Consider the following 22,246-nt stretch of genomic DNA (forward strand, 5'->3'; position numbering starts at 1 on the left):
ACCCGAACCAAGAAGATCATGCGGCAGATGCACGGCCGAGCAGGATTCGACCTCCTCCGTCACCGCATCCTCCTGCAATAAGGAGAATCGGGTCGCCCAGGTCATCTTCTCGACCTCCTCCTCGATGGAGGACGTGACCGCGGAGTTGCCGATGTTGGCGTTCACCTTCACCAGGAACCGCTTGCCGATGATCATCGGCTCGATCTCCGGGTGGTTGACGTTCGCGGGCAGCACCGCGCGGCCCGCGGCGATCTCCTCGCGTACGACTTCGGGCGCGACGTTCTCCCGAACGGCCACGTACTCCATCTCCGGGGTGATCTCGCCCCGGCGCGCATACGCGAGCTGCGTGACCGCCCTGCCGTCGCGGCTGCGGCGCGGCAGGCGGGGCCGGCCTGGGAAGACCGCGTCGAGGTTGCGCAGTCCGCCTCGCGGTGAGGTGTGCTTGATCCCGTCGTCCTCCGGGCGGGCCGGCCGGCCCGCGTACTCCTCGGTGTCACCGCGAGAGATGATCCAGTTCTCCCGAAGCGGTGGCAGCCCCCGGCGGACATCGGTGTCGACGAGCGGATCGGTGTACGGGCCGGAGGTGTCGTACAGCGTGACCGACTGCCCGTTGGTGAGGTGCACCTGACGGACCGGCACCCGCAGGTCGGGGCGCGAACCCTCGACGTACGCCTTGTGCCAGCCGATGGACTTCCCGGCCTCCTGGGACTGACCACCCTGGGCTGTTTCGCCCTGAATGCGCCGTTCATCCTGGTTGAAGGCAGGCGTGCGTGCGTCCTTGTTGGTCATGAGACCTACTCCCTACGCCGGCATTACCCGGTAACAGGTTCGGCGGTCGACGCAGCGGCTTCCGTCTGTCGATGTCCCGTGACGGACATCACCTGGCTTCGGTGATGTTCCACGTGAAACATCGCTGGGACGGAGGTCAGCGCCCTCTCAGCCCGGTGCTCCGAGCTCCCGCGTGTGCAAAGGTGCCTCCACGCTAGCGTCAATTCGGGCGCGGTGAACAGAGGGCCCCTGTCGTTCTTGCGATGATCGGGCGGTGACCACCACACACCAGCCCCCGCACCCGCCACCGGAGCCGCCCCGCCGGCCCGGCCCTGGAAGCGGCAACGGCCGCGGTCCAGGCGAGGGTTACGAGCACGAGCACCGCCATGGACACGAACTCGGCGGCGGGCATCAGCATGTGGGGCCTGGACACGTGGGCCCTGGACACGTGGGGCCTGGACACGTCGACCACGGACCTGCCGCCGATGGACCTCCCGGCCATGGGCACAGCGGTCATGGACAGGGCTCCGGCGGCGGGCACGGCCACAGTCACGGTCCGGCGGCCCCCGTCTCCAAGCATCTGCGCAAGGTCATCGCGGCGATCCTCATCCCGTTCGCGGCGGCCGTGGTGGTCGGGCTCGCGGTGCTGTGGCCCGGCGGCGCCCCGGCCCACGAGCGCACCGGTGTGGGCTTCGACCGGCAGACCCAGCAGGCGACCGTCACCAAGGTCGTGAGCGTGAGCTGCAAGTCCGTCAACGCCTCCGGCGGGACCTCGACCGGCGACACGTCCACCGGCGAGAGCTCCTCCACCCAGCAACAGGCGAACAGCACCTGCAAGAAGGCGACGGTCCGCGTCGACAGCGGCAAGGACAAGGGCCGTACGTTCACCGAGATCGTCCAGCCCGACCAGTCGCGGCAGCTGCACGAGGGCGAGAAGGTCGTGGCAGCCTACGAGCCCTCGGCCCCCAAGGACCTGCAGTACTCGGTCACCGACGTCAACCGGCGCTTCCCGATGGCGCTGCTCGCCGGCATCTTCGCCGTCGCCGTCGTGATCGTCGGACGGATGCGGGGCGTCATGGCGCTGGTCGCGCTCGCCATCAGCTTCCTGATCCTCAACTTCTTCATCCTGCCCGCGATCCTCCAGGGCTCGAACCCGCTGCTCGTGGCGGTGATCGGGTCGAGCGCCATCATGCTGATCGCCCTCTACATGTGCCACGGCCTGTCGGCACGCACCTCCGTGGCGGTCCTGGGCACGCTGATCTCCCTGGTGCTGATCGGCGTCCTGGGCTCGCAGTTCATCGGCTGGGCCGCGCTCACCGGCAACACCGACGACAACACCGGCCTCATCCACGGCCTGTATCCGTCGATCGACATGAGCGGTCTGCTGCTCGCGGGCGTCATCATCGGCTCGCTCGGTGTCCTCGACGATGTGACGGTCACCCAGACGTCGGCGGTGTGGGAGCTGCACGACGCCAATCCGTCGACGGGCTGGCGCGGCCTGTACCGGGCCGGCATCCGCATCGGCCGCGACCACATCGCGTCGGTCGTCAACACCCTGGTCCTCGCCTACGCGGGCGCTGCGTTGCCGTTGCTGCTGCTGTTCTCCATCGCGCAGAGCAGTGTGGGAACGGTCGCCAACAGCGAGCTGGTCGCGGAGGAGATCGTGCGCACGCTGGTGGGCTCGATCGGTCTGGTCGCCTCGGTGCCGGTCACGACGTTGCTCGCGGCCCTGGTGGTCTCGGCGGACCGGCCGGGACAGGGGGCGGCCTCCACCGCGACGGGAGCGACGGCCGACCCGGGTCCGGGCGCTGCTCCGGCTCCGGTGCGCACGGGAAAGGGCCGGCGCCGCAAGCGCTGAGCCCGGGCGGGCTCTTCGCCTCGGGCCAGCCCGCGCAGAAGCGTTCCCGCTCCTCGTAATCCTCGTGCTCCTGCTCGCCGCTTCACCACAGCCCGGCGCTGAAGCGTTCCTGCAACCCTCCACACGCCGCGCTGCGGCGTTCCGCCGGCTCCCGCCGTGCCGCGATCAGCCCGCGCTCTGTTCCTCCGCCAGAATCCGGTCCAGCGCCTCGTCGAGGTGGGCGTCGAAGTCGCCGAGCGCACCCTCCTGGCCCAGCGGCACCAGTTTGTCGGTGCGGTCGAGGAAGGCGATGAGGGGTGCCGTCGACGAGCGGAACAGCGCCTGGTCGCGACCGACCTGAAGCCGGATCAGGACCTCGCCCAGCGAGTCCCGTTCGACGGGCGAGACCCGCACATCCCCGTCCCCGGACGGCCGGCCCACCCCGTCGATCATCAGCTCCCGGCCGAACGCCCAGGTCACCGGAGCATCGCCGGGTAGATGGAAGGTCAGCCGCACAGCGTAGGGATCACAGGTCTCGTAACGCAGCTCCACCGGAATACGGAAGGAGAGCTCCTCGGACACGAGGAAGCTCATCATGACCTCTGCCTGTACGGACTCGGACTCGCGCATCGCCTACCCCGTCATGTGAAGCCGACTGGCTGGGAATCATCCCCTGACACTGATGGAATCTTGCTGAACGTACACGACAGATCACAAGGAGTGAGTTTTCAGATACTGATAGAGATCGCGAGGGTCCCCAGCAGGCGCCCGATCTCGCTCTGCAACTGCCGCGCCGCCGACTCCAGCCGTTCGGCCTGATGGGACGGCAGGGAGATGGCCATCGTCACAGCCGTCGTCCCCACGGTGATGGGGATCGCCGCGCAGACCGTCCCCAGCGCGTACTCCTGCCGCTCCATCACGGCATCCATCCGCCGCGTCCGCTCCAGGCGCCGCAGCAGAGTGCGGCTGTCACGCACCGTGTACGGGGTGATGGACTGCACGGGATAGCGCTCCAGGTGATCACGGCGGGCGTCCTCGTCCAGCTGGGAGAGCAGACACTGCCCGATCGCGTGCGCGTGGGCGGTCTCGCGGAAGTCGGCCCACTCCTCGACCGCCGGGTTGCCCGGGGTGTCGGAGACGCACATGACCTCGATCTCGCCGTCCTGGTAGACGGCGTAGTACACGGGCACACCGATCGCGTCACGGAAACCGGCGAGCGCGTCGACGATCGTGCTGCGACGTTTCTCCTGGGCTCCGCTGCTGCCCAGCCGCTCAGCCGCGTCGCCGAGGAAGAACAGACCCTTGTCCCGGCGCAGATAGCCCTCGTGCACAAGGGTGCGCAGCAGGTGGTACGCGGTGGGCAACGCCAGGCCGGTCTCCCGGGCGAGCTGTTTGGCGGGGGCTCCGTGGGGGTGCTCGGCGACGTGTTCCAGGAGGCGCATCGCACGCTGGACGGACCCGATGAGGGTCGCGGAGTGGGGCTGCGCGGGAGGGGGTTCCGGGTGCGGGCGCGCGGGGGATGCGATGGGCCGGCGCGGGGTGGGGGTTGCTGCCGAGGCTGTCGGCGGCGGCTGGGAGGGGGCGGCGGCTGAAGCCGTCGGCCGTGACGGCACCGGGGCCGGTGCCGTCGCCGTGGGCTGCGCCGGAGTCCGGGAGGCCGGCGGGGCCGGCGCGCGGTGCTGTGTCACCGGGCCCGGCTGCTCGGGGGGCCTGATGTGTCCCGGGGGCGGGGCGGTGGCCTGTGTGGTGGTGGGGGATGCGTGGGGGGCTGTGGGTGCGGTGTCTACCGTGGCCAAGGGTCACTCCCGAAGCGCGAGGGGGCAGCCCGTGCTGTGGGGAACACGGGGAGGAGGTGTACGCCGCTCGCGGGGTCGTCCCCGCGACGAGTTCCGGACTCTAATCGCCCGCCACCGCCTGCGGACGGCCTGCCCGGAAACTTCCCTCCCCCGAGGGAACCGGTGATTCCTGTTACCGGTCACCGGTTTCCCAGGGACCTCACCAGTCGCTGCGCGACGAGGAACTCGACGTGAACTTCCGTACGACGTAGATCAGTCCGCCGACCAGGGCCACGAAGACCAGCGCCTTGAAGAGCAGTCCGATGACGAAGCCGACGACCGTCGCTATCAGCCCGCCGAAGACGACCAGGGCGATGACCGGCACGGCGATCCACTTCACCCACCAGGGCAGTCCCGAAAAGATCTCTCCCATTGCTCTCGTCCTTACCTCTCCGCCCGTTGGTGCCGGGTCCCGTCGATGACCCGGGCTTCTTGAGCCGGATCCTTCTGATGTCCTGCACTCGATGCTAGAGCCGGCAGGGGGCCCGACGGGGGCCTCGCACCCCTTGTCCTCCCCTGATCGAACCCCTAGGGAACCCCGAGGCGGGGCGTCAGCTTTCCGGCGGAGAGAACACCACCAGGACCCTCAGGTCCTCGCTGATGTGGTGGAACTTGTGGGCGACCCCGGCCGGCACGTAGATCACGCTGCCGCGCGCCACCTGGGTGGTCTCCAGGCCGACGGTGATCGCGGCACGGCCGCTCACAACGAAGTAGACCTCGTCCTGATTGTGCGGCTTCTGTGGATCATGCTCTCCGGCGTTGAGTGCGTAGAGCCCGACCGACATGTTCCGCTCGCGCAGAAACTGCAGGTAGGCGCCGTCGTTGGCGGCGCGCTCCGCCTCCAGTTCGTCCAGCCGGAATGCCTTCATCGCGGTTGTCGCCCTCGTCCCGATACTCGTGACCGATCTCTTCTGCCACGATCAGACACATGAAGAATTTCGTAGTCAAGACGATCGCCAACGCGGGCGCCCTGGCGGTCGCCGTCTGGCTGCTCGACAAGATCACCCTGACCGGCACCAGCACGGGCAAGAAGGTCTGGACGCTCATCCTCGTCGCCCTGGTCTTCGGCCTGGTGAACTTCCTGGTCAAGCCCATTCTGCAGCTGCTGACCTTCCCGCTGTTCATCCTGACGCTCGGCCTGTTCACCCTGGTGGTGAACGCGCTGATGCTGCTGTTGACCTCGTGGCTGGCCGACAAGCTGAACCTGAGCTTCCACGTCGAGGGCTTCTGGACCGCCGTCCTGGGCGGCCTGATCATCTCGATAGTGTCCTGGGCTCTGCACGTCGTCCTGCCCGACGAGGACTGAGCAGGCGATGACGTACCGCGTCTGCTTCGTCTGCACCGGCAACATCTGCCGTTCCCCGATGGCCGAGTCCGTCTTCCGGGCCCGGATACAGGAGGCCGGGCTCGACGGCCTGGTCGAGGTCGACAGCGCCGGCACCGGCGGCTGGCACGAGGGCGACGGCGCCGACCCGCGCACTGTCTCCGTCCTGGAGGAGAGCGGCTACGACAGCGGCCACACGGCCCGCCAGTTCCGGCCTTCGTGGTTCTCCCGCCTCGACCTCGTCATCGCCCTCGACACCGGCCACCTCACAGCCCTTCGCCGCCTCGCACCCACCCCGGAGGACGCGGCGAAGGTACGGCTGCTTCGTTCCTACGACACCGCCGCGGGCGACGACCTCGACGTACCGGACCCGTACTACGGGGGCACGGACGGCTTCGAGGAATGCCTTGAGATGGTGGAGGCGGCGAGCGACGGGCTGCTCGCCGCGGTGCGCGAGCAGGTGGAGGTGGAGGCGGTATGAGCGATTCCGGTACGGCGGGGTCCCCGGCCGGCGACGGCACGCGCGCGGTGCGGGCGGGACTGCCCGAGGCGGTGAAGTACGAGCCGACGCTGCCCGGACCGGCCTTCGCCGCCCACTACCACCTCCCGGGCGACCCGACCGGGCCGTACACCTACGGCCGCGACGAGAACCCCACCTGGACGCTCCTGGAGCGCGCGATCGGCGAACTGGAGGCGCCCGGCCAAGACGGCGTGGAGACGCTCGTGTTCGCCTCCGGGATGGCCGCCCTCTCGTCGGTGCTCTTCTCCCAGCTACGCACGGGGGACGCGGTCGTGCTGCCCAGCGACGGCTATCAGGCGCTGCCCCTGGTGCGCGCGCAGCTGGAGGCGTACGGCATCGAGGTGCGCACCGCTCCGACGGCGGACGACGCCCAACTGGACGTCCTAGACGGCGCGAAGCTGCTGCTGATCGAGACCCCGTCCAATCCCGGGCTCGACGTCTGTGACATCCGGCGCCTCGCCGAGGCGGCACACGCGCGTGGTGCTCTCGTCGCCGTCGACAACACCCTCGCCACGCCCCTGGGGCAGCGCCCGCTGGAACTCGGCGCCGACTTCGCCGTGGCCAGCGGCACCAAGCAGCTCACCGGACATGGGGACGTACTGCTCGGGTACGTCGTCGGCCGGGACGCCGAGGCCATGGCGGGCGTGCGCCGCTGGCGCAAGATCGCCGGGGCGATTTCGGGGCCCATGGAGGCCTGGCTCGCGCACCGTTCGATCGCCACGCTCCAACTGCGCGTCGACCGCCAGTGCGCCACGGCCCTCAGGCTTGCCGAGGCGCTGCGCGGGCGCCCGGAGGTGAGTGGACTGCGCTATCCGGGGCTGAGCGACGACCCCTCGCACACGGTGGCCGTGCGGCAGATGCGCCGCTACGGGTGTGTGGTGTCCTTCACGTTGTCCACGCGCGCGCGTGCCGAGCGCTTTCTCGACGCGCTGCGGATCGTGGACGACGCGACGAGCTTCGGCGGGGTGCGTTCGACGGCCGAGCGGCGCGGTCGCTGGGGCGGGGACGCGGTGCCGGAGGGCTTCATTCGCTTCTCCGTCGGCGCCGAGGACCCGGAGGACCTGGTGGCGGATGTGCTCCGTGCGCTGGAGGAGTCGGCGCGGTGACCCTCTTACGGGCGCCCGGCAGGCGTCTGACTACGTACAACGGACGGTCCGAACCTCCCCCCTCGTGGCTCGGACCGTCCTCGGTTCCGCGCGCGAAGAACCGCGCGAACAAGGCTAGTTGACTCTGTGTCAGTGTCCAATCACAGTAGCGACAGAGACCTATCGACTTATTTATAGTTGGGCCCTGCCCGGGGGCCGGAGACAGAGGCAGGGATCGGGAGGGGCGTCCATGGATCTGGCCTTGCTGCGCACTTTTGTGACGGTGCACCGGGCCGGCTCCTTCACCCGCGCCGCCGCGCTCCTCGGCCTGTCTCAGCCGGCCGTGACCTCTCAGATCCGCACGTTGGAACGGCAGTTGGGCCGCCCCCTGTTCCTGCGGCAGGCCCGCGGGGTGACCCCGACGTCCATCGGGGACGAGCTCGCGCACAAGGCCGCGCCGCACCTCGACGCCCTGGTGGAGATCGCCGAGACCGGCCTCGACGACGAGTCCTCCTTACGGACGCTGCATCTCGCAGGTCCCCCCGAGTTCACCGCGGAACGCGCGCTGCCCGCCCTCACCGAGCTGACCGGCGAGGACGGCCAGGGCTTCGCGCTGCGCGCCTCCTTCGGGAACGCCGAGGAGACCCTGGAGGGGCTTGCCGCCGGGCATCACGATCTGGCCATCAGTACGGCCCGTCCACGCGGCGCCCTGCTCACGGCGACTCCGCTCTGCGACGAGGAGCACGTCCTGGTCGCTTCCCCGGCCCGGGCCGAGCACATCGGTGCCGGGAAGCCTCGCCGCAAGGGAGCGCGGGCCCTGGAGGACATTCCCGTGATCGAGGTGCACGAGTCGCTGCCCTTCGTCTCGCGCTACTGGGCCTCGGTCTTCGACTCCCGCCCGGGCGCCCCGGGCACCGTCATCGTCCCCGACCTGCGGGCGGTCCTGGCCTGCGCCGTCGCGGGAGCGGGACTCGCGGTCCTGCCCCGCTATCTGTGCGCGACGGCCCTGGAGCGAAGGGAGGTCGTGGCCCTGCACGATCCCGCGGTACCGCCCCTGCGGACGTACTTCTTGGTCGTCCGTACCGGCACTCTCGCGATGCCGCACATCACGCGGGCACACGAGTGGCTGTTGCAGGCCTCGTCCGACTGGTGCTGACCTGGTCTTTTCGCGAGTTTTTTCGATGGTCACGGGGTGAGCTCGGCCGGTGACATCTCGCGATGTTTCACGTGGAACCATCCGGGCCACATTCCACCCATGACCGTCCGACCCGTGGTCAAGCGCACCGCCCGTGCCGTCCTGCTGGACGGCGACGACCTGATCTTGATCAAGCGCACCAAGCCCGGTGTCGATCCCTACTGGGTCACTCCCGGTGGCGGGGTCGAGCCCGACGACACGACCGTCGTCGATGCCCTGCACCGCGAGGTGTACGAGGAACTCGGCGCCAAGATCACCGACGTGGTGCCCTGCTTCGTCGACACTGTCGAGCACATCGGCGAGGACGGTGGCGCGACCGGCGTGAAGGTGCAGCACTTCTTCGTCTGTCACCTGGAGTCCATGGACACCTCACTGCGGCACGGCCCCGAGGTGGACGAGCCCGCCGGAGAGTACGAGATCGTGCGGGTTCCGTTCACCCGCGTCGGGATCGCCTCCGTCCACCTCGTGCCGCTGTCGCTACGGCACTACCTGGACGGCAACATCGAGGGCGTACGCGCCATGCACGCCCCGGACCTGGGCTGAGGCGCCGCGTCAGCTGCCGGCGGCCACGAGTTCCTCCACGGAGTCGTGCCGTATCCGCTCCGCCGGGATGCCCATGCTTCTCAGGACGTCCACACCGCTGCGGATCATGCCCGGCGGACCCGACAGATAGGCCTCGTACCCATGCCAGGGCCCGTACTGGCGTATCGCGTCCGGGAGTTGGACATGCGCCTGCTGGTCGATGACGGCGCGGACCGAGAGCCAGGGGTGGGACTGCTGGAGCCTGAGCATCGTGTCGATGTCGTAGAGGTCGTTGTCGGTGCGGGCGCCGTAGAACACCTCGACCGGGCGCCGTGCGCCGTGCTCGGCGACGTCCTCGACCAGCGCCTTGATCGGCGCTATGCCGGTGCCGCCACCCAGGCACAGCAGGCCACCGTCCGTCGTGTGGTCCACGGTCATCGAACCGGCGGGCGGGCCCAGCCGGATGACGTCGCCGGGACGGGCGCGGTGCACCAGGGCGTTCGAGACCCAGCCCGCGGGGACGGCCTTCACATGGAAGGTCAGCAGACCGTCGGAGCGGGGTGCCGAGGCGAAGGAGTAGTGCCGCCATATTCGGGGCCACCACGGCGTCTCCAGGCTCATGTACTGCCCGGCGAGAAAGGGGTAGGGCTGGTTGGGGCGGACGGTGACGACCGCGACGTCCCGGGTCCTGAGGTCGTGCGCGACGATCTCGGCGTACCACCAGGCGGGGGCGCGCAGTTCGTCCGCGGCCGCGGCGTCGATCATCACCTGAGAGATCGTCGTGTACGCCCGCACCCAGGCCGCCTCCGTCTCCGCGTCCCAGGTGTCGGCGTACCTGTTCAGCGCACCGATGAGGCACTCGCCGACTGCCGGGTAGTGCTCGGCGCGGGTGCCGTACTTGCGGTGGCCGCGGCCGAGGTTCTGCAGGTAGTCGACGAGGACCGGGGTGTTGTCGATGTGCTCGGCGGCCGTGAGCAGGGCCTTGAGCAGCCGGTCCCGCTGGGTGTCCATGGCCGGCGGGAACATCGGGCGCAGCTCGGGATGGCGGACGAAGAGGAGGGCGTAGAAGTACGAGGTGACCTTGTCGGCGATCGGCCCGACCTCGGCCATGGTCCGGCGGATGAGAAAGGCGTCCGGTGACGCGGTCTGGGCCTGGTCCGGGACGAGGGGCTGGGGACGGTGCTCGGGCTGCGTCATGGACGAGGCGGACCTCTGGATGGGGACTGTAGGGGGCTGTAGGGGCTGCTCAGCGGCCGCTGCTACGGGCTCGGCCGGTCCGGCATATGAGGCGCCCTCGGCTGCTACCTGCCCGCTGCCCGGCGGCTCCGGGTGCGGTGTGAACCAGCCGTCCCCGCCGCCGGAAGTGCCGTTGTCGGCCGACGCGGTGGTCGGAGCGTCCATGGTGTGCCTCGCCTCGAACATCTTTCGGTCGGTCTGCGCACTTCCTCGGTCGGAAGGTGCCTGCTTTCCCCCGCAGACGGCTCGCTTTCCCCTTGTGCACCAAGGCCGATGCGGCCAGATTCAACCCGAATTCAGGCTTCTTACGGACAAGTAGGGCGAAAAGCGGTTCTTCGATCTCTCCGTCCCCTTAGACTGCGTCACCTGCTCACGGTCCGCACAGGCGTCCATCTCATCCCGGACACGAACCGGAGTCGACCCTACCGGCCAGCGCCATGATCACAAGTCCCCCCTTGCTCCCTCACGAATGCGACAGGGCCAACCACGAATTCCTTCAACTAAAGGACGCGGCGCACCAATTCATAGGCTTCCCACAGATCCCCGCCCATGTACGAGTGTGTCGCGAGACCGGACAGATGGCGGTCCGCATTGACCGCGACGGAGACCGGCACCGCACCGAACAGGTCCTTGTCCGACAGCGAGTCTCCATAAGCGACACAGTCGGCCCGTGCCACTCCGAACTCCTGGCACAGCCGGTCGGCGACATCGACCTTGGCCGCCGCGGTGAGAACTCCGGCCGGATCCACGGGCTCGGTGAACGGCACAGCCGGGAAAACCGACCCATGGGCAGCGTGCGCCCCCCAACCGATGAGCCTCTCCACGAAGAAGGACGGCGAGAGCGAGACGACAGCGCAGAACTCACCGCGCTCTCGGATCTCCGCCCAGACTTCCCGAATACGTTCCAGCCACGGGGCCGCTTCGAAAGCCGCCGCCACATGCGCATCGGTGAGATCCGCCCAGAGGGCGTGCACCCGAGTCGCATACTCCGGAGGCCCTATCAGTCCCGCCGAGATCGCCTCGTCGAGCGCCACCGTCTCGGCTTCCAGCCCCAACTGCCGTGAGATTTCCACGGGCGACGATGTGCCACGCAGCAACGTCCCGTCCAGGTCGAAGAGATGAAGTCTCGCCATGGGACCCGAGGCTAGCGCTCCGCCGACCGCTTCCCGGCGAGTCCACCGGGCGGCTGCTCGGCCATGTTTCACGTGAAACAACCTGCAGCTGTCGGCGCCCTGTGCAGTTGACCACGACATGGCCAAAAGCTCCCGCGTCTCACCGGAAAGAGGTGGACGCCGGGGGTCCCGGTCGGACAGCCTGACCTGCGTGCCGACCTCTTCCCTCACCGCTCTTCCCATCCGCCGTCTGACGCTTCGCGATCTCACCGCCTGCGCCGACTTGTCCGAGGACCGGGGGTGGCCACGCGAGGAGCACAAGTGGGGTTTCCTTCTCGCGGCCGGGAAGGGATATGGCATCGACGACCCCGACGGCGGCCTCGTCAGCGCCTGTGTCGTCACCGAGTACGGACCGCAGGACCGTCCCGACCTCAGGGCCATCGGCATGGTGCTGGTCGCCGAACGGCATGCCCGCCAGGGGGTCGGACGGCGTCTGATGCGCCACATCGTCTCGACGATGGACACGACTCCGCTCACGCTGCACGCGACCCCGTACGGCCGCCCTCTCTACGAGGAACTCGGCTTCAAGGTCATCGGCCGCGCCGAGATGCTCCGCGGGCACTTCGTTCCCGGCGGCCCGCAGCCCGAGGTCGTCACCCGTGCGGCCACCGCGGAGGACCTCACGGCGATCCTCCGGCTCGACGAAGAGGTGTTCGGGGCCGACCGCACACATATCGTCGCCCGGCTCCCCGCCTTCGCCGACCATCTGCACATCGCTGAGGAGAACGGCCGGCTCACCGGCTACGCGGCTGCCTGGCCCAACATGGAGACGCATGTCGTCGGCCCGCTGATCGCCCGGGACACGGCGACGGCCGAGGCCCTCATCGCCTCGCTCGCCGCCCGCACCGACCGCCCTCTGCGCACGGACATCGACGTCCGACACGAAGAGCTACTGGCCTGGACGAAGGAACGGGGGCTGGCCTCCGTGTCCTTCAACGCGGTCATGACGTACGGAGTCCCGGAACTGCCCGGCGACTGGACCAGGCGATTCGCCCCCGTGACGGTGGCCGCGGGCTGAGGCGGTCCACCGCACGCGTGAGTAGGGTGCCTGGCATGGGAGATCTCGAGATACGGCCCGCCACCGCCGAGGACGTCCCCGCGATCGTCGCGATGCTCGCCGACGACCCTCTCGGCGCCCAACGCGAGTCACCGGACGACCCCGCCCCCTACCTCGCCGCGCTGGACCGCCTGACGGCCGACCCGAACCAGCATCTGGTCGTCGCCGTTCGTGAGGGCCGCGTCGTCGGCACGCTTCAGCTCACGATCATCCCCGGACTGGCACGACGGGGCGCAACCCGGTCGATCATCGAAGCCGTCCGTATCCATGCGGACGAGCGGGGCAGCGGTCTGGGCACACAGTTCATCGAGTGGGCCATCGAGAAATCCCGTCACGAGAACTGCCAGTTGGTCCAGCTCACCTCCGACAACACCCGCACCGACGCCCACCGTTTCTACGAGCGGCTCGGCTTCACGGCCTCGCACGTAGGCTTCAAGCTCCAGCTGTGAGACCGCGCGGGCGTGGTGCCGTGTTTCACGTGAAACACGGCACCCGCACCACCTCGACGGGCTAGCCGATCCCCCGCCACCCGTCCGGATCCACCCCACCCGGCACGGAAGCCTCCTCGTCGTACGGCTGACGCGTGAACACGAACGACCCGAGGTCCAGATGGCTCACCGTCCCGTCCGGCCGTCGTACGGCCTTCAGGAGCTCTCCGGCGTAATAGCCCTCCAGTCCGGACCAGGTGCCGTCGCCGTTCGCCCTGAAACGCGAGCGGCGACCGGTACCGGACAGCGGTTCCAGCGAGACCAGCCCGTCGGCCGTCAGTCGCAGGGCGAAGGCGTACGTACCCCAGTACCACTGGCCCGCCAACTCCAGTACGCCCGGGTCGACTTCGCTCATCGGTCGCCATGGCTCCGGAATGCGGGGCTCGGCCTCGGCGACGATCCGTACGAGGTCGGCACCGACGGTGGTCAGGAGCGGACCGGATGTGCAGTTGGCCAGGACGACCGCGGCGACGTCGTCCTCGACACCGATGGTGAGGTTCGCCAGAAAGCCCGGCAGCGATCCCGAATGTCCCACCAGCAGCCGGCCGTGCCGCTGCTGGATCTGCATCCCGAGACCGTACGAGACCCCGTCTGCGACGTCTGCGGCCTCGCATGGCGCCGCCGGCGTCCGCATCTCCCGCACGCTCGACGCGCTCAGCACCCGGTCGTCCCCCTGCACGAGGAAGACCGCGAACCGCGCCAAGTCCCGAGTGGTGGACCAGAGTTGACCAGCGGGAGACATCCGTCCGAGGTCCTCGCCGGGCTCGGGCAGCAGGACGTCGGCCCAGGGGTGTACGGCCCAGCCGCCCGCGTGAGGCATCCGCGGGTGGCCGCTCGTGCTGTCCAGGCCCAGGGGTTCGAGCACTTCGCGCCGGAGTACCTCCTCCCACGGCGCCCCGCGCAGCTTCTCGACGAGTGCGCCCAGCACGGTGTAGCCGGGGTTGGAGTAGTGGAACCGACGGCCCACCGGATGCCGTAGCGGCTGTTCGCCCAGGACGTCGGCGAGTTCGGGGCGCAGGGAGCCCGGCGTGCGCTCCCACCAGGGCGCGGGCGACTCGGCCGCCAGCCCGCCCGTGTGCGCAAGGAGGTCGACGATGGTGGCCTCCCCCGCGCCGGTGCCGGGCAGATGCTTCTCCAACGGGTCACCGAGGTCGAGAAGTCCCTCGTCACGCAGCCGCAGCACCAGCACGGCGGTGAAGGTTTTGGTGATCGAGCCGATCCGGTACTGGACGTTCTCGTCCGGCCCGTGCCCGTCCACCGACGTCCGCGCGCCGTGCCACACGGTCCGTCCGCCCCGTACGACCGCCGCGACCAGCGACGGCGCACGCCCTTCGGCCTGGGCCACGGCGATCCGGTGCAGCAGTGCCCGACGCGTGCCGGCGAGCAGCTCTTCCTGAGGAGTCGTCATGGCCCCAGTCCATCCTGCGGGACAGGCGGGCGTCGAGCTCATTTGTCCCGGGCGGGTGTAGGGTCTCGCCGCCGATGACATGTCGATCTTCTGTGACCTGCTGGTTCTCTGTTGTCTCACCGCGATGTCACCCGGACTGTATGCGAGCTCAGATCGCGTACCGATGAGTTTCCCGCACCGCGCCGGTCTGTACGCGTGAGACCGATTCACGGAAGGCTGGCGCCATGCGGAAACTGATCTACGGCATGAACCTGACCCTGGACGGCTACATCGCCGCGCCCGGCGACGACATCGGCTGGAGCGTGCCGAGCGACGAGCTGTTCCAGTTTTGGTCCGACCGGTTGCAGGCAACCGACCTGTCGCTGTACGGGCGCAAGCTGTGGCAGACGATGAGCTCCCACTGGCCGACCGGTGACCAGCAGCCCAACGCCACCCCGGCGGAGATCGAGTTCGCGCGCCGCTGGCGGGACATGTCGAAGGTGGTGTTCTCCTCGACGATCGACAAGGTCGACTGGAACACCCGCCTGGTCAGCGGCGACGCGGTGGCCGAGATCACCCGGCTCAAGGCCGAGGACGGCGGCCCGATGGACATCGGCGGCGCGACGCTCGCCGGGGCGGCCATGCGGGCCGGGCTGATTGACGAGTACGTGCTGGCCACCGCGCCGGTCCTGGTGGGCGGCGGCACGCCGTTCTTCGCCGCGCTGGACAACTGGGTGAACCTGAACCTTGTGGAGACGCGGATGTTTTCCCGCGGCGTGGTCCTGACCAGGTACGAGACAAGGCGCTGAAGCCTACATCGGGACCGGTCAGGTCTGCGCCATGTCCACGAACCGCGAGTAGTGGCCCTGGAAGGCGACGGTGATCGTCGCCGTCGGGCCGTTACGGTGCTTGCCCACGATGATGTCCGCCTCGCCCGCGCGCGGCGACTCCTTCTCGTAGGCGTCCTCGCGGTGCAGCAGGATCACCATGTCGGCGTCCTGCTCGATGGAGCCGGACTCACGCAGGTCGGACACCATCGGCTTCTTGTCGGTGCGCTGCTCGGGACCACGGTTGAGCTGCGAGAGCGCGATCACCGGCACCTCCAGCTCCTTGGCCAGCAGCTTGAGGTTACGCGACATGTCCGAGACCTCCTGCTGACGGCTCTCGGAGCGCTTGGAGCCACCGGCCTGCATCAGCTGCAGATAGTCGATGATCACGAGCTTGATGTCGTTGCGCTGTTTCAGCCGACGGCACTTCGCGCGGATCTCCATCATCGACAGGTTCGGGGAGTCGTCGATGTAGAGCGGTGCGGACGACACCTCGGGCATCCGGCGTGCCAGGCGGGTCCAGTCCTCGTCGGTCATCGTGCCCGAGCGCATGTGGTGCAGGGCCACGCGTGCCTCGGCGGACAGCAGACGCATCGCGATCTCGTTGCGTCCCATTTCGAGCGAGAAGATGACACTCGGCAGGTTGTGCTTGATCGACGCCGCGCGCGCGAAGTCCAGCGCGAGCGTGGACTTACCCATGGCGGGACGGGCCGCGATGACGATCATCTGTCCCGGGTGCAGGCCATTGGTGAGCGAGTCGAGGTCGGTGAAGCCCGTGGGCACACCGGTCATCTCGCCGCTGCGCGAGCCGATCGCCTCGATCTCGTCGAGCGCGCCCTCCATGATGTCGCCGAGCGGCAGATAGTCCTCGCTGGTGCGCTGCTCGGTGACCGCATAGATCTCGGCCTGGGCGCGGTTGACGATCTCGTCGACGTCGTCGTCGGCCGCGTATCCCATCTGCGTGATGCGGGTTCCGGCCTCGACGAGGCGGCGCAGGACCGCGCGCTCGTGGACGATCTCCGCGTAGTACTCGGCGTTGGCCGCCGTCGGCACCGTCTGGACGAGAGTGTGCAGATACGATGCCCCGCCGACCTTGTTGATCTCGCCGCGCTTGGTGAGCTCGGCGGCGATCGTGATGGGGTCGGCCGGCTCGCCCTTGGCGTAGATGTCGAGGATCGCCTGGAAGATCGTCTCGTGGGCGGGCTTGTAGAAGTCGTGGCCCTTGATGACCTCGACGACGTCGGCGATGGCGTCCTTGGACAGGAGCATGCCGCCGAGGACGGACTGCTCGGCATCGAGGTCCTGCGGCGGTACGCGCTCGAAGGCGGTGCCCCCGCCGTCCCATTCGCCGCTCTCCCGGCCGCGGTCGTGTTGTTCGTCGCGGCCCCGGACCCCGTCGCCGCGTCGGCGGGAGGCAGGCAGACGATCACTGGGACCGCTGTCGGCCCACGGGTCGTCCAAGGGCTCGGAAATACTCACCGAGCCACCTCCTCCCGTCCGCCGAGCGGACCTAGCCATGCCCTCAGTTCTACGGCACGGCACTGACAAATGAGAGGCCCAACTCCGGTTCTGGCACGTCGGCTTTGGGATGGTTTCCCGGTCGACGCGAGGGAGTGGGCGCCGGTCCACGGTAGGCCTGTGGGCACCGTCAGCCAATCTGGTTATCCACAGGCCATGTGGACGACGGCCCGGATGCTGTGGAGAACTCCGCAAAACCTGTGCACGACACGGTGGACAGCCCTGTGAACAAGCCTGACCGTCCGCCGCAAGAACCGATCTGACCTGCACGTTTACCGTCCACCGGCTGTGCAGAAGAAAAACTTCCCCAGTCGGACCAAGATCACATCGAACGGCGCACGAAAGAGCACACAGAGAGACGAGAGGTAAGGACCACAAAGCCTTTGCATCTCTTACCTGTGGACGATTAGATTGGTGCACATGACACAGGCTCCCGCGACCGCCAGGGCCGCCCGGCGACTGCACGACCGAGAGATCGTCGCACTGGCCGTTCCGGCCTTCGGCGCGCTCGTCGCCGAGCCCCTCTTCGTCATGGCCGACAGCGCCATCGTCGGCCATCTCGGCACGGCCCAGCTCGCGGGCCTCGGGGTCGCCTCGGCGCTCCTCACGACAGCCGTCAGCGTCTTCGTCTTCCTCGCCTACGCCACCACGGCCGCGGTCGCCCGACGCGTCGGCGCCGGCGATCTTCAGGCCGCCATCCGCCAGGGCATGGACGGCATCTGGCTGGGGCTACTGCTCGGAGCCGCCGTCATCGCCGTCGTCCTGCCCACCGCACCGTCCCTGGTAGAACTCTTCGGCGCCTCCGACACCGCGTCCCCCTACGCGACCACCTATCTGCGCATCTCCGCCCTCGGCATCCCTGCCATGCTCGTCGTCCTCGCCGCGACCGGCGTGCTGCGCGGACTGCAGGACACGAAGACACCGCTCTACGTCGCCGTCGTCGGGTTCGTCGCCAACGGCGCCCTCAACGCGGGTCTCGTCTACGGCGCCGGCCTCGGTATCGCCGGCTCCGCGTGGGGCACGGTCATCGCGCAGTGCGGCATGGCGGCCGTCTACCTGGTGGTGGTCGTCCGAGGAGCTCGTAGACACGGCGCATCCCTGCGCCCCGACGCCTCCGGCATCAGGGCCTCCGCCCAGGCCGGCGTACCCCTGCTGGTCCGCACGCTGTCGCTCCGGGCGATCCTGATGATCGCCACCGCCGTCGCCGCCCGACTCGGCGACTCCGAGATCGCGGCACACCAGATCATCCTGTCCCTGTGGAGTCTGCTCGCCTTCGCCCTCGACGCGATCGCCATCGCCGGACAGGCGATCATCGGGCGGTATCTCGGGGCCGGTGACGCCCAAGGGGCACGAGATGCCTGCCGCCGGATGGTGGAGTGGGGCATCGCGGTCGGCTTGGTCCTCGGCGTCCTCGTCGTCGCGACGCGCCCGGTATTTCTGTCCTTGTTCACCAGCGACTCCGTGGTGAAGGACGCAGCTCTGCCCGCCCTGCTGATCGTGGCCTTCTCGCAGCCGATCAGTGGCGTCGTCTTCGTTCTGGACGGCGTCCTGATGGGGGCGGGCGACGGGTCCTACCTCGCCGGGGCCATGGTGCTCACCCTGATCGTGTTCACACCGGTGGCTCTCCTCGTCCCGACGTTCGGTGGCGGTCTCACCGCACTGTGGGGAGCGATGACGCTGATGATGACGGTCCGCCTGCTCACGCTCTGGCTGCGCGCCCGCTCGGGACGCTGGATCGTCACTGGCGCGTCCCGCTGACGTTTCACGTGAAACACGCCATACGGCACACGAAAGGGGCTGCACCTCTGGAGGTGCAGCCCCTTTCACAACTGCTCAAACCGAGCGCAGCGTCACGCAGCGACAACCTCGATGTTGACCTTGGCGGCAACCTCGGGGTGCAGACGCACGGACGTCTCGTGGGCGCCCAGCGTCTTGATCGGCGCGCCCAGCTCGATACGACGCTTGTCGACCTCGGGGCCACCGGAAGCCTTGATCGCAGAAGCGATGTCGGCCGGGGTGACGGAACCGAAGAGACGACCGGCGTCGCCGGAGCGGACGGCCAGACGGACCTTGACACCCTCGAGCTGGGCCTTCACCTGGTTGGCCTGCTCGATGGTCTGGATCTCGTGGATCTTGCGAGCGCGACGGATCTGCTCGACGTCCTTCTCGCCACCCTTGGTCCAGCGGATAGCGAACTTCCGCGGGATCAGGTAGTTGCGAGCGTAACCGTCCTTGACGTCGACGACGTCGCCCGCGGCACCGAGGCCGGAGACCTCGTGGGTGAGGATGATCTTCATGTGTCGGTCACCCTTCCCTTATCGCGCGGTGGAGGTGTAGGGCAGCAGCGCCATCTCACGGCTGTTCTTCACGGCCGTGGCGACGTCACGCTGGTGCTGCGTGCAGTTGCCGGTCACGCGGCGGGCACGGATCTTGCCGCGGTCGGAAATGAACTTCCGCAGCATGTTCGTGTCCTTGTAGTCCACGTACGTGACCTTGTCCTTGCAGAACGCGCAGACCTTCTTCTTAGGCTTGCGCACAGGCGGCTTCGCCATGGTGTTTCTCCTGTGTGATCAAGAAGTTTGGGTACGACCCGCCCTCGGCCCGAAGGCCTAGAAGGGGGGCTCGTCCGAGTAGCCGCCGCCACCGCCACCGCCGCCGGAGTTTCCACCCCAGCCGCCGCCACCGCCGCCCTGGTTGCCACCGGCGGGAGCGCCGGTCGCCCACGGGTCGTCGGCGGGAGCGCCGCCGCCCGGCTGACCGCCACCGGGGCCGCCGCCCCAGCCGCCGCCACCCTGGCCGCCACCGCCGCCGTAACCGCCCTGGCCACCGCGGCCGGCACCGCCGGCGGTCTTGGTGACCTTGGCCGTGGCGCTCCGCAGGCTGGCGCCGACTTCCTCGACGTCCAGCTCGTAGACCGTGCGCTTGACGCCCTCACGGTCCTCGTAGGACCGCTGCTTCAGCCGGCCCTGCACGATGACGCGCATGCCTCGCTGGAGCGACTCCGCGACGTTCTCCGCCGCCTGACGCCAGACCGAGCAGGTCAGGAACAGGCTCTCGCCGTCCTTCCACTCGTTCGTCTGGCGGTCGAAGGTGCGGGGAGTGGACGCGACACGGAACTTCGCGACCGCCGCACCGGAGGGGGTGAAGCGCAGCTCGGGGTCGTCGACAAGATTGCCGACGACCGTGATGACGGTCTCGCCTGCCATGGGGAACCTCTCGGCGGGTTTGCTCTGGCTGCTTGGTTGCTGCTACTCGGATCCCGAAATCAGCTGAGCTGGGAAGCTCAGTGGGTCTCGGGGCGGAGGACCTTGGTCCGGAGGACCGACTCGTTCAGGTTCAGCTGGCGGTCGAGCTCCTTGACGACCGCAGGCTCGGCCTGCAGGTCGATGACCGAGTAGATGCCCTCGGGCTTCTTCTTGATCTCGTACGAGAGACGACGACGGCCCCAGGTGTCGACCTTCTCGACCTTGCCGTTGCCCTCACGGACGACGGAGAGGAAGTTCTCGATCAGGGGGGCGACGGCGCGCTCCTCCAGATCGGGGTCGAGGATGACCATCACCTCGTAGTGACGCATGTGGAACCCACCTCCTTTGGACTCAGCGGCCACGGTCGTTCCGTGGCAGGAGGGTTGTGATGCGTACGCAACGGTATCGGCCGCCACTGACAATCCGGGCTGACCTTGCGGTTCGCCCGAGCTGGCCTGGGCAGACACCGCTACAGACGGTACAGAGTACCCGCACACCGGCTTCCGGTTGAAATCAGGCCGGGGTGACCGTCAATCTGTACACATCGGGTGTGTATGGCGCTACGATGCGCCGCCTTTCGCAGGAGGTGCCCTATGGCACAGGCATTGCGACCCAACACCGTCGGAGGCCTCTTCGCCACGGACGGCAAGCCCCACCCCCTCCAGGACACCCTGCTCGCGGTCACCCTGGTGCTCGGCGTGGTGGCGTTCGTGACGGGCTTCTTCCACCACCTGCACCTGCTCAGCTCCTGGGCCGGCCTGGTGGGGATCATCACCGGGGCGTACGGCCAGTGGATCTCGGAGACGACACGCGAGCGCTTCGGACTCATCCTGGGTCTCGGCGCGGCGGCGGTCGGCTTCTTCCTCGGCATGGCGCACGGCGGCCTCTTCGGCGGGGTCATCGGCTGACGCCAGGGACACCGTCTCCCGAACTCCACATAAAGGACCATGGAACGCCTCAGCAGCCCAGGAGCCGGGGCGGAGGTTGCGTGTGCCCAGTCGGGGCGCCCGTAAGGCGCAGTAGGCTTCGGCGCGAGAGCCGGAGCCCCTGTACCCATGGGGACACACCAGCCCGAGGAGCGCCCCGAATGAGCCTGACCCTGAGGACGATCAGCCGCGAGCAGCATCTGGCGTACATCCAGAGCCTGCCGTCGGCGAGCCACATGCAGGTTCCGGCCTGGGCGGACGTCAAGGCGGAGTGGCGCTCCGAGAGCCTCGGCTGGTTCGACGAGAAGACCGGCGAGCTGGTCGGCGCGGGCCTGGTTCTCTATCGCCAACTCCCCAAGATCAAGCGCTACTTGGCCTATCTGCCCGAGGGCCCGGTCATCAACTGGTTCGCGCCGAATCTCACCGAGTGGCTGGAACCGATGCTCGCGCACCTCAAGCACCAGGGCGCCTTCTCCGTGAAGATGGGCCCGCCGGTCATCATCCGGCGCTGGGAGGCCACCTCCATCAAGGCAGGTATCCAGAACCCGGACGTGAAGCGCCTGCGCGACATCGAGGCCGACTTCATCGAGCCGCGCGCCTTCGAGGTCGCCGACAAGCTGCGCCGCATGGGCTGGCAGCAGGGCGAGGACGGCGGCGCCGGCTTCGGCGACGTCCAGCCCCGCTACGTCTACCAGGTGCCGCTCGCCAACCGCTCCCTCGAAGAGGTCCACAAGAACTTCAACCAGCTGTGGCGGCGCAACATCAAGAAGGCCGAGAAGGCAGGCGTCGAGGTCGTCCAGGGCGGCTTCCAGGATCTGGCCGAATGGCAGCGGCTGTACGAGATCACCGCGGTGCGCGACCACTTCCGGCCCCGCCCGCTGTCGTACTTCGAGCGCATGTGGACAGCCCTCAACACCGAGGACCCCAACCGCATGCGGCTGTACTTCGCCCGGCACAACGGTGTGAACCTGTCGGCGGCGACGATGCTGATCGTCGGCGGGCACGTCTGGTACTCCTACGGCGCCTCCGACAACATCGGCCGTGAGGTCCGGCCCTCGAACGCGATGCAGTGGCGGATGCTGCGCGACGCCTACGCGCTCGGCGCGACCGTCTACGACCTGCGCGGCATCTCCGACTCGCTGGACGAGACCGACCACCTCTTCGGCCTGATCCAGTTCAAGGTGGGCACGGGTGGCCAGGCGGCCGAGTACCTCGGCGAGTGGGACTTCCCGCTCAACAAGCTGCTCCACAAGGCACTCGACATCTACATGTCGCGCCGCTGATGTCACGTTCAGTGATTCCAT

24 protein-coding genes and 1 pseudogene are annotated in these 22,246 nt (G+C 68.5%); 12 read left to right on the forward strand and 13 right to left on the reverse strand.

What is annotated here, in order from left to right:
• Positions 1–84 precede the first annotated feature (84 nt).
• Positions 85–789 (reverse strand): annotated as a pseudogene (locus ACWC09_RS47290) (phosphomethylpyrimidine synthase ThiC); the annotation flags it as partial.
• A gap of 253 nt (positions 790–1,042) precedes the next feature.
• Between ACWC09_RS47290 and ACWC09_RS47295 the strand changes: the two are divergent.
• Positions 1,043–2,626: a YibE/F family protein gene (locus ACWC09_RS47295; RefSeq protein ID WP_450857887.1), complete on the forward strand. Its 1,584-nt coding sequence runs from the start codon at positions 1,043–1,045 to the stop codon at positions 2,624–2,626.
• 165 nt (positions 2,627–2,791) lie between these two features.
• On the opposite strand, the gene ACWC09_RS47300 is transcribed toward ACWC09_RS47295, so the two are convergent.
• The 4 genes from ACWC09_RS47300 to ACWC09_RS47315 form a co-directional block, all read right to left on the reverse strand.
• Positions 2,792–3,235, reverse strand: a complete 444-nt coding sequence (locus ACWC09_RS47300) for an SsgA family sporulation/cell division regulator (RefSeq protein ID WP_450857889.1) — start codon at positions 3,233–3,235, stop codon at positions 2,792–2,794.
• 98 nt (positions 3,236–3,333) lie between these two features.
• The gene (locus ACWC09_RS47305) at positions 3,334–4,131 is read right to left on the reverse strand and encodes an IclR family transcriptional regulator (RefSeq protein WP_450857935.1); all 798 of its coding nucleotides are present in this window, start codon (positions 4,129–4,131) and stop codon (positions 3,334–3,336) included.
• A gap of 469 nt (positions 4,132–4,600) precedes the next feature.
• Positions 4,601–4,813, reverse strand: coding sequence for a DUF5326 family protein (locus tag ACWC09_RS47310; protein ID WP_200703064.1), 213 nt, complete (start codon positions 4,811–4,813; stop codon positions 4,601–4,603).
• 178 nt (positions 4,814–4,991) lie between these two features.
• A complete protein-coding gene (locus tag ACWC09_RS47315) occupies positions 4,992–5,309 on the reverse strand; it encodes a cupin domain-containing protein (protein WP_450857891.1) in 318 nt (105 codons plus the stop codon).
• 59 nt (positions 5,310–5,368) lie between these two features.
• On the opposite strand from ACWC09_RS47315, the gene ACWC09_RS47320 reads away from it, so the two are divergent.
• The 5 genes from ACWC09_RS47320 to ACWC09_RS47340 all read left to right on the forward strand — a co-directional run bounded on the left by ACWC09_RS47320 (position 5,369) and on the right by ACWC09_RS47340 (position 9,107).
• Positions 5,369–5,746 carry a phage holin family protein gene (locus tag ACWC09_RS47320; protein ID WP_450857893.1) on the forward strand — a complete coding sequence of 126 codons (378 nt, stop codon included), beginning with the start codon at positions 5,369–5,371 and terminating at the stop codon, positions 5,744–5,746.
• Positions 5,747–5,753: 7 nt separating this feature from the next.
• Positions 5,754–6,245 (forward strand): low molecular weight protein-tyrosine-phosphatase, encoded by a 492-nt coding sequence (locus tag ACWC09_RS47325; RefSeq protein ID WP_450857895.1) that lies wholly within the window; start codon positions 5,754–5,756, stop codon positions 6,243–6,245.
• Positions 6,242–7,390 (forward strand): cystathionine gamma-lyase, encoded by a 1,149-nt coding sequence (locus tag ACWC09_RS47330; protein ID WP_450857897.1) that lies wholly within the window; start codon positions 6,242–6,244, stop codon positions 7,388–7,390. Before ACWC09_RS47325 ends, ACWC09_RS47330 begins: the two co-directional genes overlap by 4 nt.
• A 229-nt stretch (positions 7,391–7,619) precedes the next feature.
• Positions 7,620–8,525, forward strand: a complete 906-nt coding sequence (locus ACWC09_RS47335; protein WP_450857899.1) for a LysR family transcriptional regulator — start codon at positions 7,620–7,622, stop codon at positions 8,523–8,525.
• A 99-nt stretch (positions 8,526–8,624) separates the two neighbouring features.
• Positions 8,625–9,107: an NUDIX domain-containing protein gene (locus tag ACWC09_RS47340; RefSeq protein ID WP_450857900.1), complete on the forward strand. Its 483-nt coding sequence runs from the start codon at positions 8,625–8,627 to the stop codon at positions 9,105–9,107.
• Between the two features lie 9 nt (positions 9,108–9,116).
• Here ACWC09_RS47340 and ACWC09_RS47345 read toward each other — a convergent pair whose 3' ends face one another.
• Positions 9,117–10,508 carry a globin domain-containing protein gene (locus tag ACWC09_RS47345; RefSeq protein WP_450857902.1) on the reverse strand — a complete coding sequence of 464 codons (1,392 nt, stop codon included), beginning with the start codon at positions 10,506–10,508 and terminating at the stop codon, positions 9,117–9,119.
• Between the two features lie 314 nt (positions 10,509–10,822).
• Positions 10,823–11,455 carry an HAD family hydrolase gene (locus ACWC09_RS47350; protein WP_450857904.1) on the reverse strand — a complete coding sequence of 211 codons (633 nt, stop codon included), beginning with the start codon at positions 11,453–11,455 and terminating at the stop codon, positions 10,823–10,825.
• 190 nt (positions 11,456–11,645) lie between these two features.
• Between ACWC09_RS47350 and ACWC09_RS47355 the strand changes: the two genes are divergently transcribed.
• Both ACWC09_RS47355 and ACWC09_RS47360 read left to right on the forward strand, forming a co-directional pair.
• Positions 11,646–12,512: a GNAT family N-acetyltransferase gene (locus tag ACWC09_RS47355; RefSeq protein WP_450857906.1), complete on the forward strand. Its 867-nt coding sequence runs from the start codon at positions 11,646–11,648 to the stop codon at positions 12,510–12,512.
• Between the two features lie 35 nt (positions 12,513–12,547).
• On the forward strand, positions 12,548–13,000 hold the full coding sequence (locus ACWC09_RS47360; protein ID WP_450857908.1) for an N-acetyltransferase family protein: 453 nt from the start codon (positions 12,548–12,550) through the stop codon (positions 12,998–13,000).
• A 61-nt stretch (positions 13,001–13,061) separates the two neighbouring features.
• Here the strand turns inward: ACWC09_RS47360 and ACWC09_RS47365 are convergent, their stop codons facing one another.
• The gene (locus ACWC09_RS47365; protein ID WP_450857910.1) at positions 13,062–14,447 is read right to left on the reverse strand and encodes a serine hydrolase domain-containing protein; all 1,386 of its coding nucleotides are present in this window, start codon (positions 14,445–14,447) and stop codon (positions 13,062–13,064) included.
• Positions 14,448–14,671: 224 nt separating this feature from the next.
• On the opposite strand from ACWC09_RS47365, the gene ACWC09_RS47370 reads away from it, so the two are divergent.
• The gene (locus ACWC09_RS47370; RefSeq protein WP_450857912.1) at positions 14,672–15,235 is read left to right on the forward strand and encodes a dihydrofolate reductase family protein; all 564 of its coding nucleotides are present in this window, start codon (positions 14,672–14,674) and stop codon (positions 15,233–15,235) included.
• Positions 15,236–15,253: 18 nt separating this feature from the next.
• Here ACWC09_RS47370 and dnaB read toward each other — a convergent pair whose 3' ends face one another.
• On the reverse strand, positions 15,254–16,732 hold the full coding sequence (gene dnaB, locus ACWC09_RS47375; protein ID WP_450857914.1) for a replicative DNA helicase: 1,479 nt from the start codon (positions 16,730–16,732) through the stop codon (positions 15,254–15,256).
• Positions 16,733–17,191: 459 nt separating this feature from the next.
• On the opposite strand from dnaB, the gene ACWC09_RS47380 reads away from it, so the two are divergent.
• The gene (locus ACWC09_RS47380) at positions 17,192–18,529 is read left to right on the forward strand and encodes an MATE family efflux transporter (protein ID WP_450857915.1); all 1,338 of its coding nucleotides are present in this window, start codon (positions 17,192–17,194) and stop codon (positions 18,527–18,529) included.
• Positions 18,530–18,621: 92 nt separating this feature from the next.
• Here ACWC09_RS47380 and rplI read toward each other — a convergent pair whose 3' ends face one another.
• The 4 genes from rplI to rpsF all read right to left on the reverse strand — a co-directional run bounded on the left by rplI (position 18,622) and on the right by rpsF (position 20,345).
• A complete protein-coding gene (gene rplI, locus ACWC09_RS47385; protein WP_030938854.1) occupies positions 18,622–19,068 on the reverse strand; it encodes a 50S ribosomal protein L9 in 447 nt (148 codons plus the stop codon).
• An 18-nt stretch (positions 19,069–19,086) separates the two neighbouring features.
• The gene (rpsR, locus tag ACWC09_RS47390; protein WP_003949403.1) at positions 19,087–19,323 is read right to left on the reverse strand and encodes a 30S ribosomal protein S18; all 237 of its coding nucleotides are present in this window, start codon (positions 19,321–19,323) and stop codon (positions 19,087–19,089) included.
• 57 nt (positions 19,324–19,380) lie between these two features.
• The gene (locus ACWC09_RS47395) at positions 19,381–19,977 is read right to left on the reverse strand and encodes a single-stranded DNA-binding protein (protein ID WP_450857917.1); all 597 of its coding nucleotides are present in this window, start codon (positions 19,975–19,977) and stop codon (positions 19,381–19,383) included.
• Between the two features lie 77 nt (positions 19,978–20,054).
• Positions 20,055–20,345, reverse strand: a complete 291-nt coding sequence (rpsF, locus tag ACWC09_RS47400; protein ID WP_007383258.1) for a 30S ribosomal protein S6 — start codon at positions 20,343–20,345, stop codon at positions 20,055–20,057.
• 264 nt (positions 20,346–20,609) lie between these two features.
• Here rpsF and ACWC09_RS47405 point away from each other — a divergent pair, with 264 nt between their 5' ends.
• Positions 20,610–20,924, forward strand: coding sequence for a hypothetical protein (locus ACWC09_RS47405; RefSeq protein ID WP_450857919.1), 315 nt, complete (start codon positions 20,610–20,612; stop codon positions 20,922–20,924).
• A 179-nt stretch (positions 20,925–21,103) separates the two neighbouring features.
• On the forward strand, positions 21,104–22,225 hold the full coding sequence (locus tag ACWC09_RS47410; protein ID WP_450857921.1) for a lipid II:glycine glycyltransferase FemX: 1,122 nt from the start codon (positions 21,104–21,106) through the stop codon (positions 22,223–22,225).
• The last annotated feature ends 21 nt before the right edge of the window (positions 22,226–22,246 follow it).

The organism is Streptomyces sp. NPDC001617, assembly GCF_053596855.1.

Excerpts from the sequence above, each read along its gene's own strand:
- ACWC09_RS47300 (WP_450857889.1), bottom strand. The coding sequence starts at position 3,235 with ATGCGCGAGTCCGAGTCCGTACAGGCAGAGGTCATGATGAGCTTCCTC.
- ACWC09_RS47310 (WP_200703064.1), bottom strand. The coding sequence starts at position 4,813 with ATGGGAGAGATCTTTTCGGGACTGCCCTGGTGGGTGAAGTGGATCGCC.
- ACWC09_RS47315 (WP_450857891.1), bottom strand. The coding sequence starts at position 5,309 with ATGAAGGCATTCCGGCTGGACGAACTGGAGGCGGAGCGCGCCGCCAAC.
- ACWC09_RS47320 (WP_450857893.1), top strand. The coding sequence starts at position 5,369 with ATGAAGAATTTCGTAGTCAAGACGATCGCCAACGCGGGCGCCCTGGCG.
- ACWC09_RS47325 (WP_450857895.1), top strand. The coding sequence starts at position 5,754 with ATGACGTACCGCGTCTGCTTCGTCTGCACCGGCAACATCTGCCGTTCC.
- ACWC09_RS47330 (WP_450857897.1), top strand. The coding sequence starts at position 6,242 with ATGAGCGATTCCGGTACGGCGGGGTCCCCGGCCGGCGACGGCACGCGC.
- ACWC09_RS47335 (WP_450857899.1), top strand. The coding sequence starts at position 7,620 with ATGGATCTGGCCTTGCTGCGCACTTTTGTGACGGTGCACCGGGCCGGC.
- ACWC09_RS47340 (WP_450857900.1), top strand. The coding sequence starts at position 8,625 with ATGACCGTCCGACCCGTGGTCAAGCGCACCGCCCGTGCCGTCCTGCTG.
- ACWC09_RS47345 (WP_450857902.1), bottom strand. The coding sequence starts at position 10,508 with ATGTTCGAGGCGAGGCACACCATGGACGCTCCGACCACCGCGTCGGCC.
- ACWC09_RS47350 (WP_450857904.1), bottom strand. The coding sequence starts at position 11,455 with ATGGCGAGACTTCATCTCTTCGACCTGGACGGGACGTTGCTGCGTGGC.
- ACWC09_RS47360 (WP_450857908.1), top strand. The coding sequence starts at position 12,548 with ATGGGAGATCTCGAGATACGGCCCGCCACCGCCGAGGACGTCCCCGCG.
- ACWC09_RS47365 (WP_450857910.1), bottom strand. The coding sequence starts at position 14,447 with ATGACGACTCCTCAGGAAGAGCTGCTCGCCGGCACGCGTCGGGCACTG.
- ACWC09_RS47370 (WP_450857912.1), top strand. The coding sequence starts at position 14,672 with ATGCGGAAACTGATCTACGGCATGAACCTGACCCTGGACGGCTACATC.
- ACWC09_RS47380 (WP_450857915.1), top strand. The coding sequence starts at position 17,192 with ATGACACAGGCTCCCGCGACCGCCAGGGCCGCCCGGCGACTGCACGAC.
- rplI (WP_030938854.1), bottom strand. The coding sequence starts at position 19,068 with ATGAAGATCATCCTCACCCACGAGGTCTCCGGCCTCGGTGCCGCGGGC.
- rpsR (WP_003949403.1), bottom strand. The coding sequence starts at position 19,323 with ATGGCGAAGCCGCCTGTGCGCAAGCCTAAGAAGAAGGTCTGCGCGTTC.
- ACWC09_RS47395 (WP_450857917.1), bottom strand. The coding sequence starts at position 19,977 with ATGGCAGGCGAGACCGTCATCACGGTCGTCGGCAATCTTGTCGACGAC.
- rpsF (WP_007383258.1), bottom strand. The coding sequence starts at position 20,345 with ATGCGTCACTACGAGGTGATGGTCATCCTCGACCCCGATCTGGAGGAG.
- ACWC09_RS47405 (WP_450857919.1), top strand. The coding sequence starts at position 20,610 with ATGGCACAGGCATTGCGACCCAACACCGTCGGAGGCCTCTTCGCCACG.
- ACWC09_RS47410 (WP_450857921.1), top strand. The coding sequence starts at position 21,104 with ATGAGCCTGACCCTGAGGACGATCAGCCGCGAGCAGCATCTGGCGTAC.